This window comes from Halobacillus rhizosphaerae (assembly GCF_046719735.1).
GTDB lineage: Bacteria > Bacillota > Bacilli > Bacillales > Halobacillaceae > Halobacillus_B > Halobacillus_B rhizosphaerae.
The window spans coordinates 309,704-326,960 of the sequence record NZ_JAUTWQ010000006.1; the positions used below are offsets into that span (position 1 = coordinate 309,704).

Consider the following 17,257-nt stretch of genomic DNA (forward strand, 5'->3'; position numbering starts at 1 on the left):
GGAGCTGGATGATCAAAATCGGAGCACGTTGGAAAGACTAAACACAGAAAACCCGAACCAATGACCATCCATGGTTCGGGTTTTCTAAAGTATAAAATGATTCTGCCTCATGCCTTGTCCGTTTTTCTAAGCAAGGAACACGAAATATAGAATAAAGATTACAAACAAGAAATACATAATCGGATGAATTTCCTTGCGTCTGCCTTTCAAAATCATTGTAATAGGGAAGAAGATAAATCCAATCGCAATCCCAGTCGCAATACTGTACGTTAAAGGCATCGCTGCAATGGTAAAGAAAGCAGGAACAGCAATTTCAAACTCGTCCCAGTCAATATTTTTAAGCGTAGACGCCATCAGCACTCCAACGATAATCAGTGCCGGTGCAGTTACTTCAGCCGTTACTAAAGAAAGCAGCGGTGAAAAGAATAAGGCTAAGATAAAGCAGATTGCAGTCACTACAGAAGCGAATCCCGTTCGTCCACCTGCTCCAACGCCTGCCGTAGACTCAATATAAGAAGTAGTAGTCGATGTTCCTACCACAGAACCCACAACGGTTGCTGTAGAGTCAGCAAACAATGCACGGCCAGCGCGGGGCAGTTTATTATCCTTCATAAACCCTGCCTGCGTGGCAACAGCCACTAAAGTTCCCGCCGTATCAAAAAAGTCTACAAACAGAAAGGTTAAAATAACGACAAGCATTTTTATCGTGAAAATATCACCAAAGTGAGTGAATGCCTGACCAAATGTCGGTTCAACACTTGGAGCACTGCTAACAATGTCACCAAAACCGCTAGGAGCGTCAATAAGTCCCGTAACGATTCCAGCAATGGAAGTAAGCACCATTCCGTAGAAAATCCCACCCTTTACACCTAGTGCTAAAAAGATAACAGATATAATAATTCCAAAAATGGCAAGCACAGTGGATGGAGCAGTTAAATCGCCAAGCTGAACAAGTGTAGCATCACTATTTTGCACAATACCTGAGTTTTGAAAACCAATAAAAGCAATGAACAAACCAATTCCCGCGCCAACTGCTAACTTAAGATTCGCAGGGATCGCATTAATAATTCGTTCTCTTAATCCTGAAAGCGTTAAAAGTATGAAGATCAGTCCGGAAGCCAATACCCCTGATAAAGCGGTCTGCCATGGAATCCCATATCCTAACACAACCGTGTAAGCGAAAAAGGCATTAAGTCCCATTCCGGGTGCCAGAGCGATCGGGTACCTCGCCACCAGCCCCATTACCAGTGTACCTACAGCGGCTGCTATTGCTGTAGCCGTGAACACAGCACCTTTATCCATTCGCGTGATTCCTTCGGGAAGCTGGTCAATTCCATCTAGCGCGAGTGTCGACGGATTGACAAACAAAATATATGCCATAGCAAGAAAAGTCGTAAGTCCTGCAATAATTTCAGTCCGATAGTTTGTTCCTAATTCATTAAATCGGAAAAATTTCTTCATTGTTCGTTCCTCCCTCTTATACCAACAGCCAACTCGGAATAAGGCAGAGACTCAAACAAAAAAGACACCCTTAACAAGTTAAGAGTGTCTACTTTCTGACAGACGGGTAAATCAGGTCTTCCCCACAAGAAAAACAAATCGATTCACCCGCGTAGTCAGACCGATTTACGGTGGTCTGGTAGAAACTCATGAGCCTTATCCCCAAAATTATACGTTGGCTGGAATATTTAATATTTTTAATATGTCTATATGTTACAGTCGTCTCTTTCATTCGTCAAGACAAAACACGAACGTTTTTTGTTTATTTTTTGTAAAATGTTCGTTATTCCCACTCGATCGTTGCTGGCGGCTTACTTGTAATATCGTACACGACACGATTGATATGAGCTACTTCGTTCACAATCCGGTTCGAAACTTTCTCTAATACATCCCACGGAATTCTGGCCCAGTCAGATGTCATTCCGTCAATCGAGGTGACGGCACGAATGCCAATCGTGTAATCGTAGGTACGCTCATCCCCCATTACTCCTACAGAACGAATATCAGGGAGCACAGTGAAATACTGCCAGATATCACGATCTAAACCGGCTTTTTTAATCTCATCACGCAGAACCGCATCCGACTCTCTGACGATTTCCAGCTTCTCATCGGTGATCGCGCCAAGCACACGAATAGCTAGACCTGGTCCAGGGAACGGCTGACGCCAAACAATATGTTCAGGTACGCCGAGTTCAGTCCCAAGCGCACGGACTTCATCCTTAAAGAGTGTATTTAATGGCTCGATTAAGTCGAATTGCATATTCTCAGGAAGACCGCCTACATTATGGTGAGATTTAATCGTCTGAGCCGTTTCTGTACCACTTTCGATAATATCTGTATAAAGGGTCCCTTGGGCTAAGAAATCAATATCCTTGAGCTTGTCCGCTTCATCATCAAAAACATAAATAAATTCATTACCAATAATTTTACGTTTTCGTTCAGGATCAGAAACTCCTTCAAGCTTACCTAGGAAACGGTCTTTGGCATCGACTTTAATAATGTTCATATTAAAGCCGTCCCCGAGCGTGCGCATCACATCATCGGCTTCATTTTTCCTTAGCAGCCCATGATCTACAAAGATGCACGTTAATTGGTCGCCAATCGCACGATGAATAAGTGCTGCCACGACGGAAGAATCTACTCCACCGCTTAAGGCACAAAGGACTTTGCGATCGCCTACTTGTTCACGGATTTTCTCGACTTCCATTTCAACCACATGCTCCATCGTCCAGTCATCTGTCGCTTCACACACGTCAAAGACAAAGCTTCGCAGCAGATCGTTGCCATATTCAGAGTGTCTCACTTCCGGGTGAAATTGAACGCCGTACATGGTCTTGTCCTCGTTACTGATCGCAGCAACAGGACAGCTTGGACTTGTGGCATCAATTTGAAACCCTTCTGGCGGCTCGATGACTTTGTCACTGTGACTCATCCAAACCGTTTGTTTTGCGGGAGTTTTACGGAATAGTACAGAGTCCTGAATCGTATCGATGGCTGCTTTTCCATACTCGCGATCCTTAGCTCTTTCTACTTTCCCATTAAAATGATGAGTCATCAGCTGCATTCCGTAACAAATTCCAAGAACCGGAATTCCCAATTCAAACAGATCCTCATCACAGCGAAAACTATTTTCGCCGTACACACTATTCGGACCACCTGATAAAATAATACCGCTTGGGTTAAGCTGTTTAATTTCCTCTGCTGTCATTTTGTGAGAATGAAGTTCACTATAAACCCCAAATTCACGAATACGGCGGGTAATTAATTGATTGTACTGACTGCCAAAGTCTAGTACAAGAATCATACCTTCCACTGGTTCCATATGCTCAGCTCCTTTTATTTTAAAACACTGGTACTTCTAATCTCTCCATGGAAAATTAAGGAAAAATAAAAATAGATAACTGGCTTCCTGTTTCCTGATAAACAGTGAAGGCAGTTATCCATTCATGTGTACCTATACACGTCCTGTATCCCTGCCTTCATAGTCAGGGCATTTACGGTGCCCCGGTAGAAACTCTCGAACCTTATTCTCGAGGATATACGAAGGAGTAGTGCGTTAATTTTCTCCCATTCTACCAACGGTTTGACAGGGAATCAAGACAATGTCTTTTTAATTAAATTTTCCCATAATTCAGTGACTTTAGACCATTGATCTGTGTGCCCCTCATTTCTGTAAAGAACCCGCTCGTAACTATGGGTCAGACGCCGCATTTCATCAGACTGCAGGTGACGGTCGACTTGAATTGCATAATCCCTTAAGGTCTGGCCGGGTGCCCGTTTATAGCCTTTATGCGCGAGGATCTTTAGTAAATATTGGTAGGCTTTCTCATAAGTTTCTTTATCTTTATTCCTTCGATATTTCCGGATCAGATAGACGGACATCCAGCGGTATCGGGTGAAATAAAGAAGTGTAGCGATGGCAGCGGCAGCAATCAGACTTACCCAGATCCAAGTGAAGTTATGGTCGGATGCGGCATTTGCCGTAGTTCCTTCGCTGTTAGCCGGATCCTCCATCTGAGCAGGGTTCCCGAGATTCGAATCCGGTTTCTGCTTATTATCCTGCTCCGGCTGGGTTTCATTATTTTCTGCTTGATCTATTTGAGAATAAAAATCGGTGTTATTGGTAAAACCTTTTGTCGGTTCAAACGGGACCCATCCTGCATCTGGAAAATATACCTCTACCCATGAGTGAGCATTCCCGCTTGTGACTTCAAATTCTTGATAGGTCTCTCCTTTAATTTTCTCTGATTTATCCGTCTGTTCCCCGCCGGTGAATCCCTTTACCCAGCGAGCCGGAATCCCTTGCGAACGCAAGAGAACAACCATGGAAGTCGAGAAGTTATCACAATAACCTAATTGTGTTTCAAACAGAAACTGATCCACATAATCCTGGTTTTTCTTTGGAACAGCCACATTTTTCGTCGAGTACTCAAAACCATTAGCGGAGAAATAAGATTCTACCGCCTTCGATTTATCGTAGCGATTATCTTCATCCGCAACGATTTGACCAGCCAGATTCTTCACGCGGTCAGGAAGATTACGAGGGAGCTGCAGATACCGCTCTCTAATGTCTTGCGGATCTTTTGTGCTGGACCCGCGAAGAAAATCATACTCGAAGGAAGGAGCATCATAATTTACCTGGTAACTGTTCAGCTGGCCAGGTCTTCCTCCCGTTAGCAGTGTATCCATTTCCCCGGTGTTATTATGCACACGCAGCTGCAGGTTGTCTTGGGGACCAGAAACTGAGTTCACTCCATAAGGATAAACCAGCTTTTTAAAGTCTGCTTTTTTTGTAAAATATAAATAAGCAGATTGCTCGTCTGTTTTTACCTGCCCCTTAAACGTACGAAAATCAATATTGTCGGGTGCTGTGCTGCTGGTAACACCCGCCAGTGTATCCTTCCAGCCTTTGCCGGTATAAGTATCTTTAGATTCGATCCGCCAATACCTCTTTTTATCGGCAAGCGCATGGAAAACGATCGATTCATCTTGAACAAACGATCCACCCAAGTGAGAATCGTTTTCCCCATATCCAACTTTCTGTACGCCTCCATTCCCATCGCCATCACCGCTCCCGCCTGCTGCGTTTTTAATAAACGGAACTGGGTCCGGCCATTGCGGTGCCAGCTTCGGGGAAGCATACGCGGCAACGGTAGAGAACATGACCACCGCAAGGAGCGGCAAGACCCATAGATGCGCCTTACTCATTCTTGGAAAAGACACCGACTCTTTGTCCATTTCTAAGGAAAAGCTGGACAAGCCCAGAGCAACCATCGCCAAAACAAAGGTTCGAATAATTGCCCAATGTCCATCATAAAACGTAAATGTATCTACCACCGTAACGTAAATCAAAGTAAATAAGACAAAAAAGAATAAGCGCTGAGCGACAATAAACCAGTAATACAGCAAGTAACTCATCAGCCAAAGAAGAATGAGGAAAAGAAGACTCCTGAACATCGGTGTCATTTCCCACCACGTCTGGGCTTGAATCACCTGGATATTATAGATGATCTGATCATAGACGACTGCAAACCAGTTCCTGCTGAAAATACGTTCAGCTATATATAAACCATCAATGATGAAGGTTAATCCGACTAGTTTGAGAATTCCAGATATCCACCAATTAACCTGTAGAAAAGAAATAAAAAAACAGAAAGCAGCGTAAATAAAAAACACATTGATATCTTTCGTATTGGTGATGGTTTCCAGAGGCCGCAGCCACTCACAAAACAGTAAAAAACCGCAAACATACACAATAGACTGATAAAAAAACGACTGCTGGTCCCGAGAACCTCCGAACATTAGGTACTCACCCCAAACTCTTCTTGAATTAGCTGTTCTTCACTTAGTACGGTCACAATAACCCCATGTTGTTTCAGACTTTTTATTAATTGATGATCCTGAAAGTTCATTTGACTATGAGGACGAATATAAAAGAATAGCAGGCGCTTACTTTTTTGCGCTAATTTCTGCAAGGATTGCAGGGTTTGCGGATCTAAATAGTGACTCACCACCATTGTAATCATTCCAGCTGGCAATTGAGATCTTTCACGATCGAGCTGCTGAGCGAAAGGAATTCTGCCAATAGGACGAATTTGGGCTAAATGCTGCTGAATCATTTGCTTGTGCTTATAATCCTGTTGAAAAGGAAAGAACCCTTTGCCATCACCCAAGGTCATAAAAGCGAGCTGCGAAGATTTCTTATGAAGTTCTTCCAGCAGAGAAGCACTGAACTCCACTGCACCTTCAAAGCTGATAGGATTCATAGATGAATGATAAACCGCGTTTAAAACAATCAGCATATCGACACTTTTTTCCTGTTCAAATTCCTTGGTCATCATTTCGTTTTTCTTCGCTGTTGTTTTCCAGTCGATCCAGGCAAATTTATCTCCTGGCATGTATTCACGGACGCCAGCTACAACATTTGTATTCTTTTCATTTAATTTAAAAGATGGGCTTGCTCCCTGTTCGAAGCTGTAAACCCGTTCCTTCAGTTTAACTTGTCGCTTATAAGGAAAAACGAGCAGCTTCTCTTCTGTTGGATAAATGAATTCCTTCTTCACAAATCCGAAAAAGTCTCCCGTCTTTATCCTCAGCGCTTGGAGCTGATGTTCTCCCCGCGGCACTTTTTCCAGACGGTATTGATAACGCCAGGACTTCTTAAACCAGGGGAAAGAGACTTGCTTCACTTCTCTAGCCTCATCCATATTTGCTGAATCATCCATATTTCTAAATTTCTCAAAATGGGTATCTTTCTTCTTCAGAGAATCAGGAAAATATTCCTCAACTACACAGTAATACAATGGAAAAGGGAAATTTCTCGTCAGTTTCACTTCAATATCAATCGTTTCTCCTGCCGTAGCGACCCGCTTCGAAAGCTCTCTGGTAATCTCCCAATTATTAATCGGGTACACGAGCAATCCAAACATATAAACGAGAAATGGAAGAAAACCATAGAAAAGAAACCAGCTGACAAAGCCGCCCTGAAACATTGCATAAGAAAACAAGATCGTAAATAACAAGAGAACCAGGACTAACTTAGCAATGAATTGGACTGATTGTCTCATTCACTAATATTCCTCTGGACGGGAATGTTCGTAGAGTTCAGTAATTCCTGAATGATTTCTTCCTCAGTGGAACCTTCAAACTTCGCTTCAGAAGTTAAAATCATCCGGTGGGAAAGCACGAACGGAGCTAAATACTTAACGTCATCAGGGACTACATAGTCACGATCATGAATATAAGCGTAGGATTTCGCCGCTTTCATTAGACCTATCGAGCCACGAGGACTTACTCCCAGATACACCGCTTTATGATCCCGAGTTCCCGTCACGATATCTACAATATACCGATGTACTGTGGTATCTACGTAGACTTCTTCAACCTCTTTTTGGATATCAATTAATTCATCCCGAGTCATTACGGATTGGATAGCGTTAATCGGGTGCCCTCCTGAAGTCCTAGCGAGCATCTCCATTTCTTGCTTAGGTGAAGGATAGCCCATTTTAAGCTTTAAGAGGAAACGATCCAGCTGAGCTTCTGGAAGTGGGTACGTTCCTTCATACTCGATCGGATTTTGGGTCGCCATGACAAAAAACGGATCTTTCAGCGGAACGCTATCCCCATCTACCGTTATGCTGGACTCCTCCATTCCTTCCAGCAGCGCTGATTGAGTCTTGGGAGAAGTACGGTTGATCTCATCGGCAAGCACCACATTTCCTAAAATGGGGCCTGGACGAAATTCAAACTCCAGTTCCTTTGGATTATATATCGATACACCAGTTACATCGGATGGAAGTAAGTCTGGCGTGAATTGAATACGTTTAAATTCGCAGCTAAGAGATTTGGCTAAAGTCTTTACGAGCATAGTTTTTCCTACTCCCGGAACATCTTCCAGCAGAACATGCCCTTTAGCAAGCAAAGCGACTACACTTAGTAAGGCCGCTTCTTCCTTACCAATCATAACTTTATTAATATTTTGTAAGACATCAGCAATTCTTGGCTGATACAAATAAGTTTGTTGAGTCATTTGTTGTACTCCTCTCGTCTTTGACACTCTATTCTGAAAAATTCCGCTCACACTAACTATACTATATCAACAGACGTACGACAAAGTATCTGAGTCGTTGGTTATAATAGGAAAATAATTTCTTAGATTGGTAAATAAATCTTCAAATCGTGGCTGAAAGATCAAGACCCAGTTTCGAGACTTTAGTGTGAGGTTAGGGGCTCCGGGAAAAGGATCGCTTTCCGTAGGGCGGGCGCTGAGCCTCCTCGAGCAAAGCTCTGTGGGGTCTCAGCTGTCCCGCACTTCCACCGGAGTCTCACCGTTTCCCTCCACCCCCTTGCCATAATATAGAATCTCGAAACTACTTGAGGTTAAAGCTAAAATTCCGACGTATCATGAAAGTTGCAGAAACATCCCTGCTCTAAATATGAAATCGGGTCTTCCACAATCCTGCACTTCTCTTTAAGAATTAAATATTCAAAATAACAGTGAGTTTAAGGAACTAAAGCCTATTAAAATACTTGTCCTTCTTAAGAAGAATTTGAGGTAAAATAAATAAGGCGTCAGATTAATGTGAAGGAGCACAAAGACCATGAAAAATTTTTAAAAAAACGCAGAAATATTTTAGATTATGGAGAATACATTAAATAGCTGTAGTTAGTTAGGGAGGCATACTGATGACAAAACGCACAGAAACTTTGATTATCTCTGCGATGATCCTTGGGATATTCATGGCATCACTAGATAATACCATTGTCTCGGCCAGCATTAATCAGGTCATTAAAGATATTGGCGGATTTGAACAGATGAGCTGGGTATTTACAGCTTACATATTGGCAAGCACCTCCACGATGCTTGTCTTCGGAAAGCTGAGTGACATCTATGGAAGGAAATTATTTTTCCTCACAGGGATTGTATTATTTCTGCTAGGCTCCGCGCTTTGCGGAATGGCACAGAATATCGATCAACTCATCTTTTATAGAACGATTCAGGGAGTCGGTTCAGGAGCCCTGCTGCCAATCAGTTTCACTATCATTTTTTCCATTTTTACCGATCCGACCAAAGCTGCAAAGATGACAGGGATTTTCGCAGGAGTATTTGGGTTATCCTCGGTCCTTGGACCTCAGCTTGGAACGTGGATTTCAGAAGGTTTAAGTTGGCGCTGGTGTTTCTATGTAAACCTGCCGCTCGGTATCCTTTCTTTCTTGATTCTATTTTTTGCTTTAATAGAAACAAAATCGAATCTAAAACCTAAAATTGATTATTTAGGAACCATCCTATTAATTACGACCACGATTGCAGTGATGCTCGCCTTTGAATGGGGCGGCAAAAAATATGACTGGAGCAGTACTGTGATTCTTGGATTGTTTGGGGTTTTCACTGTAGGTATTATTCTCTTTATTTTTACCGAAAAGCGAGCGAAGGAACCAATTTTACCGCTTCATTTATTCAAGGACAAAGTAATATCTGGGACCAGTTTTATCGTCTTCTGCCAGGGTGTGCTTATGTTCTCTGCAATTACCTATATTCCTATCCTAGCCGTAGGCGTATTAGGCAGGCATGGTTCCAACGGTCTATTGACCCCGATGATGCTCTCCTTAATGGCAGGGGCTTCGCTTGGGGGGATTCTTATGACGAAGTTCAGTTTCCGAACCTTTTACTTATTTGTCATGGGGATGGGAATTGTAACAAGCGGCCTGCTCTTTATGGTGGGGCCCGATACTCCATTTTTTGAAGTGGTTCTGCTTATGATATTACTAGGTTCTTGCGGAATTGGACCACTGATGAGTGTGGCTCAAAACGCAGTAGCTAATACTATTCCTAAACAATACTTAGGAATTGCTAATTCACTAGTTGCTTTCTTCAGGAATCTTGGAGGGATTTTCGGTGCTTCAATCATGGCAACCATCGTAAATAACTATGTGCAGCAGCAAATGACCGGAAAAGGCAGCTTTTCCAACCCAGACGCTCTCCTTCAAGAACAAAGCAGTTTACAGATTCCTGCCCCTGTTCTCCACGTGCTTCGCGGAGTATTGTCGGATGCTATAGGGCACGGGTTCTTATTTGCCTTAATTGTTTGCGGAATCGGATTTATCATTTCGATGTTCATTGGAAATGCCCGTTTTACTTATAAAGGAGAGAAAGAAAAAGCTACGGAAGTTTAAACAAACGTGAATTAAATGTGAGACCCGAACTCTATTACAAATGGTTTGGGTCTTTGTTTTATATTGCTGCTCCTTAAAGGCAGACTGACCAATCGCAGCACACAACAGACCAGCTGATTTTTTGCATAAGCAAAAAACCCCATCTCTTTAAATAAATGTGAATCCAGCCCCCCTCCTACTATCGGAGTTCGTCATTTGAATCTGCACGAATGTGCTCCTACTTGTTTGCTCCTTCTAATTCTAGGGTATCAGTAATGCAACTAAGGAATCAGGAGGTGAATGCAGAATTGAGAAAAGATCAGGCGCTGTTGTCCCAAATTTCTTTAAAGAACAAATACGCATTAGAACAGTTATACGATCGCTTTCACCTTATATTAATGAAAGTAATACATACATCCATTCAGGATCCCATGCTTTCTGAGCAAATTCTCAAACAGCTTTTTAAAGAAATCTGGGACAACCCTGCCCATTTTGATCAGCGAATTGTCTCTTCTGCCATGATCCGACGCTGTAAAGAAATTGTCAAAGAAAGCAAAAGATTTCAAAAGCTCGTAAACTAGCAACTATGAATAAAGCTGACTTTAAATCGTCGACGAGTCAGTGAATTAGTCAGCTCTTTTCCCCAGATCGATCTTCATCGAAAACTCTTCATCGAAAGCTAGCAATGATCGATTCCTTCCAATTCTACTAAATGAACCTGAGAAACACTCCCACAACTCTAAGTAATCCTAAGCGCATCTCCCCATCATCTGAAAAGCTGCACGAATATCCATATAAAAAAGCTTGCCCTGGAACTCATTCTCCTGGGCAAGCTTTTATTTAGTCTTGTGGTGTCATTCTTAAAAAGAGAGGCACCCCTCTTTTTTTAATTATGCCTGTTGAAAGACTATTTCACGATCCCAGTGCCTGTGGGCCGCAATAGCTTTAGCAAAGTCATCTGCAAATTCTTTCATATGATCACCTGTTACTACGCCAGCTTTGCCGATCATCTTATTATTTTCGAGCCACTTCACTCCAGAGTGAGTCGCACCGATCGGTTTAAAGTGAGTAAAGGCTTCATTCAAGAAGTAATTCGCTGATTGAGAGAATGCCTGACTTTCATTGTCGCCGCCAACAAGGTAAAGGGCGTCGAAAAGAACTGATTCACTTGTTAAGAACGTATGATCAATTTGAGCTTCCGCGCCATCGTTCGCTTTCCTGTAGCCTAATTTGTCACTAATCAGTTCAGGTTGAACTCCTTGAGACTTCAGTTCATTGATCACTGTCATTAAGTCTTCTCCCTTAAAGCCGTCTGCCACAATAACACCGACTTTACGAGTATCCGGCTTAAAGTGCGTATTCATCATACTTAACGCTGGAGAGGACTTTGTAACATCTGAACCTCCGCTTTGAGGAGCTCTTACTCCGATGTTGTCAGCGATGGATTTAGCGAGATCAAGACTGACATTTGCGAACATATCGACCACTTGTTTTTGAACAGATTCGCTTTGAACTTTGCCAAGCTCGAAACTGAAAGCACTGGTAATATGATCTTTTTCAACGTCGCTCATACTGTTCCAAAACAGCGTTGCTTGAGAGAAATGATCTTTAAAGCTTTCACTGCGCGCCTTAACTTTATGGGCGTCAATCCGTTCCTGGTAATGAACATACCCGCCTTCTTCTTTCGCTGCCGGTTCAGGCTGATTGTCAGCGAGCGAGTTTTTATGATAACTCACCTGACCTTTATTAATAGTTTGACGCATGAATCCATCTCGCTGATTATTGTGGAAAGGACAAACTGGTTTGTTAATAGGCACTTCGTGGAAGTTTGTACTTCCAAACCGATTGATTTGAGTATCAGTATAAGAGAATAAACGACCTTGAAGTAAAGGATCATTCGTGAAATCTATTCCTTTTACCACATTGCCTGGCTGGAAGGCTACCTGTTCATTTTCAGCAAAAACGTTTTCTACATTTCTATTTAACGTCATTTTACCGACAATTTTCACCGGTACTTCTTCTTCCGGCCACACCTTGGTTGGGTCAAGAAGATCAAAGTCAAAATTAAATTCGTCTTCTTCTTTGATTACCTGAATCCCTAATTCATATTCTGGGTAGTTCCCCATTTCAATCGATTCATATAGATCACCACGGTGGAAGTCGGCATCTTTACCGGAAAGCTTTTGGGCTTCATCCCATACGAGAGAATGCATTCCAAGAACTGGTTTCCAGTGAAATTTCACAAAGTGCGCTTCTCCCTTTGCATTGACCAAACGGAAAGTGTGCACGCCAAACCCTTCCATCATTCGGAAGCTTCTCGGAATCGCACGATCAGACATCGCCCACATCGCCATATGAGCTGATTCCTGGTTATTCGCAATGAAATCCCAGAATGTATCATGCGCAGACGCTGCCTGTGGTATTCCGTTATGCGGCTCTGGCTTGACGGCATGAACTAAATCAGGAAATTTAATCGCATCCTGAATAAAGAAAACAGGGATGTTATTTCCAACTAAGTCAAAGTTTCCGGTATCTGTGTAAAATCTAGTCGCAAATCCACGTACATCTCTTACGGTTTCAGAGGAGCCTTTGGAACCTGCCACAGTTGAGAATCTGACGAAGACCGGCGTTGTCTTCGAAGGATTGGTTAAGAAGTCCGCATCCGTATACTCCTCTAAAGATTCATAGACTTGAAATTCCCCATGGGCGGAATAACCTCTAGCATGGACAGCCCGTTCGGGAATACGTTCGTGATCAAAGTGAGTTATTTTTTCACGAAAATGAAAATCCTCCATTAATGTTGGTCCGCGTTCACCCGCTTTTAAAGAAAATTCATCTTCAGAAACTTTTTGGCCGTTGTTCGTAGTCATGTGCCCTTTATCATTCGTGCTGTATTTTTCAAGCTGCTCTTGTTTACGATTCTTCTGCTCGTCACTCATTCCAATACTCCTCCTTTTATAAAATATGTAAATTCTTATGTCCTCTCTTTTCCCGTTCACCACTTAATAAAACATGTTAATTAGAATTTATATAAAAAAACAATGGTTATTCTTGACGTAGATTCAATAGCTATTAGGAGTGTTGGGTACAAGACCAAGAGGGGCATTGAAGTGGAAGAAATGGTATCTTCATGAATCGCAAAATAAAAACCCGAACCAGATCGTTCGGGTTTTCTAATGCATGAAGTTCTTACGTTCCCAACTTATGTGGAGCTATAGCTTACTCTTCATCACGAAGGGTAAGACCCTCTACGTGCTTGCGTTCCATCTGCTTGTTTATTTTCCGGTATTCTTTGGATTTAAAAATAATATCAAAATCATAATCATCAGGATACAGTTCTTCTGCAGCTATATGGAGCTTTAAACGCTTATGATTATAGGTATACTTCTCTCCTTTGATTTGAACGATATAATTCCCCTTTTCATCCGGTCCCTTATAAACGATGGCGGTTTCGCCTGTAGCAAGAACCACTACATTATCTCCCATTGCAAAGCCCTTCGAAGTCGGTTTTGCCTTCTCCGAGTATTTTTGTCTTCCATACCGATTGATGGCTGTCTGGCTCGTGTATGCCTGATTCTTCAATTGGTCGGCATCCACCGTATAAAGCGTTTCTTCTTTATAGGTAATCTCGTGAGCTTTCTTAAGAATGTCTGGGTGAAGACCTAGTTTGTGGGCAATATCAAAGGCTTGACTTCTACCTGTCATACCAAGAAGGAGCTTGTAAGTCGGCTTCAACGTTTCCAAATCAAATTCCATTGCCCCGTTGATAAATCCTGGCTTTTGTTTGGCATATTCCTTCATCTCACTATAGTGGGTAGTTGCTAAAATAGTTGATCCTTTCTGAGATAATTGTTCAAGTATCGCCGTGGCCAGCCCCATACCTTCTCCTGGATCTGTGCCGGATCCTATTTCATCTAAGAGGAGCAGGGAGTGGTCATTTGCCTCTCTGAGAATATCAATTAAGTTGACTAACCGAGAGCTGAACGTGCTTAAATTCTCCTCAATACTCTGGCCGTCCCCTATATCTACAAAAATCTGCTGAAAAATGGGCAGTACGGTTCCTTCGTCCGTCGGTATGTGCAGACCGGATTGAGCCATTAAACATAGCAGTCCCGTCGTTTTCAAAGTCACGGTTTTCCCTCCTGTGTTAGGACCAGTGATTAACAACGCCTGATCTTTTTCCCCCATTTGCAACGATAGGGGCACCGCTTCTTCCTTTAACAGTGGGTGCCGTGCATTCTTCATTACTATAGAATATCCTTCTGCAAAGATAGGCGTACTGCCACTAATAGAACGGCTGTATTTCGCTTTTGCGAAAATAATATCATATTGAAGCATGGTCTCCATGGCAATAGTCAGTTCATATTCGTGGTCCAGGACGCGGTTAGTCAAGGAATATAGAATTTGTTCAACTTCCTGTTCCTCGTTCATACGCAGAAGCTGAAGATCCTCCTGCAGAAATGTCAGCTCTTCCGGCTCGATGAAGAGTGTTGCCCCTGAAGAAGATTGGTCAATAATGGTTCCTTTCACCTTTCTGCGATGCTCTCGTTTAATAGGAAGGGTATATCTTTGGTTTTTCTCCACCGGACGGCTTTCCTGCATATAGGCGTGATGTTTCTTAGATAAAGCCTCTATACGTTCTTTCAGTTTCGCTTGTTTAATGTGCAGCTGTTTCCGGACCTTAGATAAGGTCTTCGAAGCATAATCATCCACTTGTCCGTGACGGATTTTACTAGAAATGTCTTCTTCTAACATGGATAGATCAGCCATCGAATGAGCATAGAGGCTTATTGTTGGAGCGATAAATTCCTTATCCTTCATATATCGCTTTAATTTAGTACAATGATCGAGAAACGAAAGAAGATCTGTGAATTGAGCCGGTTTAATAAATATTCCCTTCTGCCCCTGTTCCATCATATAGCTCACATCATCGAGACTGTGAACGGGTAGATTACCGCTCATATTAAGAATCGCCAACGCCTCGTCAATTTCTTCATGCCAGCGTTCTATCATTTTACGGTTAATAGATGGAGTGAGCTGTTCTACCTTCTCTTTTCCTTCGCGTGTTAAGGCCAAACCAGCTGCCTCTTGTAAAATTTGCTTAAACTCTAAGGTTTGATACGTGCGTTGATTCAATGGGGTCCCCTCCTGAATTTTCCCATAAAAAAAACTGCGGCAAGCTAAATAGCTCACCGCAGCAAAGATATGGTTTGAATGGATGAATACATTCTCCGTTCCGCCATAATAGAGTATAAAAAAAGCTATGACTAAAAAAGCCATAGCTGTAGGTACACTCTTGTCTTTTGCGCTATGCTTATGCTTGTTCTTAACTCCTCCTGAAAAATAGTGCAGCGAAATAAGCCTGCTTAATGCATGCTTTTAACTGCTATTCAGGACCGTATAAAGTTAACGGAATTAGTTAAGAACAACCACACTCATAAATCATTTCCCCTTTTTAGTAAGGAATTGTGCTGGCGGAACAGAAACTGTTCACAGCTAAATCGTACTCAATTCACCAGAAAAAGTCAATCATCGAATGCCTGATCCATATCGATCTCTCGACTATCAGTAATCACAGCAGATAAAGAACGTTCAATAATTCGAATGGCATTATTATTCCCTTCCGTTGTCTCTGAAGCTGTACAATCCTTGGGCACCCAAAGGTTGTATTCTCTCATATACGCATCGTTTGCGGTAAATAATACACAGATATCACCTGCAATTCCAGTGATAATTAAGTTATTGACTTCCAGCTGGTTGAGAAGAATACCCAGCTGCGTTCCGAAAAAACCGGAATGCTTCGGTTTAATTATGAAATAATCGTCTTCATCAGGGAGTAGCTGATCAATGACTGGCTTACCTTGTCCCTTCCTGCATTCAGAAATTAAATCGGAAACGTTATCCTGCCAAAGACCAAAATTGTCGTTGACGTAAATGACGGGAAGATTTTTATCCTTTGCCAGCGATTTCAAATTTTGCAGATTCTCTGTCATTTGCAGAGTGTTATCAAGCAGATCTTCTCCGCCGTCGAACTCCATTTTATTAATCATATCTATAATAATCAGCGCCGTATCCTGCTTCATGGACATCACTCTCCTTTATAACGTTCTGGTCCTGCCGGAACTTGACGTTTATGCTCAGTCTTGGCGTGCAAGTCTTTCAAATGTTTTTCATCTTCCGGGCTGATACTTTCTCCACGGAGATATTTATCGATCGTGTCATAGGATAATCCAAGTTCATCTTCATCTGACTGTCCTTCCCAGAGCTCTGCGCTTGGCTTCTTATGGAGAATAGAATCCGTAACATTGAGAGCCTTAGCCATTTCCCGGACTTCCTCCTTGCGCATATGAATCAATGGAACAAGATCCACACCGCCATCCCCATATTTAGTGAAATAACCTGTATAATCTTCCGCTGCATTATCTGTTCCCACTACTAAATAATTGTAATTGCTTGCTACTGCATATAAAGTGCTCATTCTGAGTCTTGCTTGCAAATTCGCACCGCCGAGCTGGGACTTCCCTTCATTCCAATCTCCTTTTTCTTCAAGCTTTTCACGAATAGCGGAGAAGGTTTCCTTATAAGGAATCGTTAATTCTATTCCTGTATAATCCAGATTTGCCCCTTCTACTACAGCCAGAGCATCATCCTGATCCTCAACCTTTTGGTTTATTGGTAAAATAACTCCTAAAGAATGATCTGGGAAAGCACGTTTAATTAAATAAGAAACTACTGCAGAATCTATCCCTCCGCTGATTCCTACTAATGCTCCGTCTGCCCCTGCCTCTTTCACCTTGTTTTGAAGCCAATTTGTTAAGTATTCAATTCGTTTTTGCATGAATATCTCCCCTTCCTTTTTATTACTAATAGAATCTATGTTCCTCTTTTTATTCTCCTTAAACATCATTTTTCCATCTGCTTTCCTCCACCAATTCCTACAACAAATATTATTCTAATAAAATAATATTACAAAAAATTTAATACAGACTTATGATTCATTTCTTCCTCTTCTGCCCGCAATTATATGAAACAGCTTTAAATCGCCTTCATTTAGGTCTCTCTCACTTTTCCTATCATTTTATTTACTTCTATTTGTAAATAAAAA

The 17,257-nt window shown here is 42.0% G+C and carries 11 protein-coding genes and 2 riboswitches; of the genes, 2 read left to right on the forward strand and 9 right to left on the reverse strand.

Annotation, left to right across the window (positions count from 1 at the left end):
- Positions 1–126 precede the first annotated feature (126 nt).
- The 5 genes from Q7A53_RS09290 to Q7A53_RS09310 form a co-directional block, all read right to left on the reverse strand.
- Positions 127–1,461 (reverse strand): NCS2 family permease, encoded by a 1,335-nt coding sequence (locus Q7A53_RS09290; protein ID WP_411788869.1) that lies wholly within the window; start codon positions 1,459–1,461, stop codon positions 127–129.
- 132 nt (positions 1,462–1,593) lie between these two features.
- Positions 1,594–1,696: riboswitch (purine riboswitch) on the reverse strand.
- Between the two features lie 87 nt (positions 1,697–1,783).
- Positions 1,784–3,322, reverse strand: coding sequence for a glutamine-hydrolyzing GMP synthase (guaA, locus tag Q7A53_RS09295; RefSeq protein ID WP_411788870.1), 1,539 nt, complete (start codon positions 3,320–3,322; stop codon positions 1,784–1,786).
- A 140-nt stretch (positions 3,323–3,462) separates the two neighbouring features.
- A riboswitch (purine riboswitch) is annotated at positions 3,463–3,564 on the reverse strand.
- A 30-nt stretch (positions 3,565–3,594) separates the two neighbouring features.
- Entirely contained in the window at positions 3,595–5,802 is a 2,208-nt protein-coding gene (locus Q7A53_RS09300; protein ID WP_411788871.1) for a DUF4129 domain-containing transglutaminase family protein, read from the reverse strand.
- Positions 5,802–7,067, reverse strand: coding sequence for a DUF58 domain-containing protein (locus Q7A53_RS09305; protein ID WP_411788872.1), 1,266 nt, complete (start codon positions 7,065–7,067; stop codon positions 5,802–5,804). The genes Q7A53_RS09300 and Q7A53_RS09305 overlap by 1 nt, the downstream gene beginning before the upstream one ends.
- Positions 7,064–8,029: an AAA family ATPase gene (locus tag Q7A53_RS09310; protein ID WP_411788873.1), complete on the reverse strand. Its 966-nt coding sequence runs from the start codon at positions 8,027–8,029 to the stop codon at positions 7,064–7,066. Before Q7A53_RS09310 ends, Q7A53_RS09305 begins: the two co-directional genes overlap by 4 nt.
- A 656-nt stretch (positions 8,030–8,685) precedes the next feature.
- On the opposite strand from Q7A53_RS09310, the gene Q7A53_RS09315 reads away from it, so the two are divergent.
- Both Q7A53_RS09315 and Q7A53_RS09320 read left to right on the forward strand, forming a co-directional pair.
- Positions 8,686–10,173 carry a DHA2 family efflux MFS transporter permease subunit gene (locus Q7A53_RS09315; protein WP_411788874.1) on the forward strand — a complete coding sequence of 496 codons (1,488 nt, stop codon included), beginning with the start codon at positions 8,686–8,688 and terminating at the stop codon, positions 10,171–10,173.
- A 287-nt stretch (positions 10,174–10,460) separates the two neighbouring features.
- Positions 10,461–10,733 carry a hypothetical protein gene (locus Q7A53_RS09320; RefSeq protein ID WP_411788875.1) on the forward strand — a complete coding sequence of 91 codons (273 nt, stop codon included), beginning with the start codon at positions 10,461–10,463 and terminating at the stop codon, positions 10,731–10,733.
- Positions 10,734–11,042: 309 nt separating this feature from the next.
- Here Q7A53_RS09320 and Q7A53_RS09325 read toward each other — a convergent pair whose 3' ends face one another.
- The 4 genes from Q7A53_RS09325 to nadE all read right to left on the reverse strand — a co-directional run bounded on the left by Q7A53_RS09325 (position 11,043) and on the right by nadE (position 16,990).
- Positions 11,043–13,091 (reverse strand): catalase, encoded by a 2,049-nt coding sequence (locus Q7A53_RS09325; protein WP_411788876.1) that lies wholly within the window; start codon positions 13,089–13,091, stop codon positions 11,043–11,045.
- Positions 13,092–13,371: 280 nt separating this feature from the next.
- Positions 13,372–15,288 carry an endonuclease MutS2 gene (locus tag Q7A53_RS09330; RefSeq protein ID WP_411788877.1) on the reverse strand — a complete coding sequence of 639 codons (1,917 nt, stop codon included), beginning with the start codon at positions 15,286–15,288 and terminating at the stop codon, positions 13,372–13,374.
- Positions 15,289–15,677: 389 nt separating this feature from the next.
- On the reverse strand, positions 15,678–16,235 hold the full coding sequence (locus tag Q7A53_RS09335; RefSeq protein WP_411788878.1) for a cysteine hydrolase family protein: 558 nt from the start codon (positions 16,233–16,235) through the stop codon (positions 15,678–15,680).
- Between the two features lie 5 nt (positions 16,236–16,240).
- Entirely contained in the window at positions 16,241–16,990 is a 750-nt protein-coding gene (nadE, locus tag Q7A53_RS09340; RefSeq protein WP_411788879.1) for an NAD(+) synthase, read from the reverse strand.
- Between the last annotated feature and the right edge of the window lie 267 nt (positions 16,991–17,257).

Excerpts from the sequence above, each read along its gene's own strand:
- Q7A53_RS09290 (WP_411788869.1), bottom strand. The coding sequence starts at position 1,461 with ATGAAGAAATTTTTCCGATTTAATGAATTAGGAACAAACTATCGGACT.
- guaA (WP_411788870.1), bottom strand. The coding sequence starts at position 3,322 with ATGGAACCAGTGGAAGGTATGATTCTTGTACTAGACTTTGGCAGTCAG.
- Q7A53_RS09300 (WP_411788871.1), bottom strand. The coding sequence starts at position 5,802 with ATGTTCGGAGGTTCTCGGGACCAGCAGTCGTTTTTTTATCAGTCTATT.
- Q7A53_RS09305 (WP_411788872.1), bottom strand. The coding sequence starts at position 7,067 with ATGAGACAATCAGTCCAATTCATTGCTAAGTTAGTCCTGGTTCTCTTG.
- Q7A53_RS09310 (WP_411788873.1), bottom strand. The coding sequence starts at position 8,029 with ATGACTCAACAAACTTATTTGTATCAGCCAAGAATTGCTGATGTCTTA.
- Q7A53_RS09315 (WP_411788874.1), top strand. The coding sequence starts at position 8,686 with ATGACAAAACGCACAGAAACTTTGATTATCTCTGCGATGATCCTTGGG.
- Q7A53_RS09325 (WP_411788876.1), bottom strand. The coding sequence starts at position 13,091 with ATGAGTGACGAGCAGAAGAATCGTAAACAAGAGCAGCTTGAAAAATAC.
- Q7A53_RS09335 (WP_411788878.1), bottom strand. The coding sequence starts at position 16,235 with ATGAAGCAGGATACGGCGCTGATTATTATAGATATGATTAATAAAATG.
- nadE (WP_411788879.1), bottom strand. The coding sequence starts at position 16,990 with ATGCAAAAACGAATTGAATACTTAACAAATTGGCTTCAAAACAAGGTG.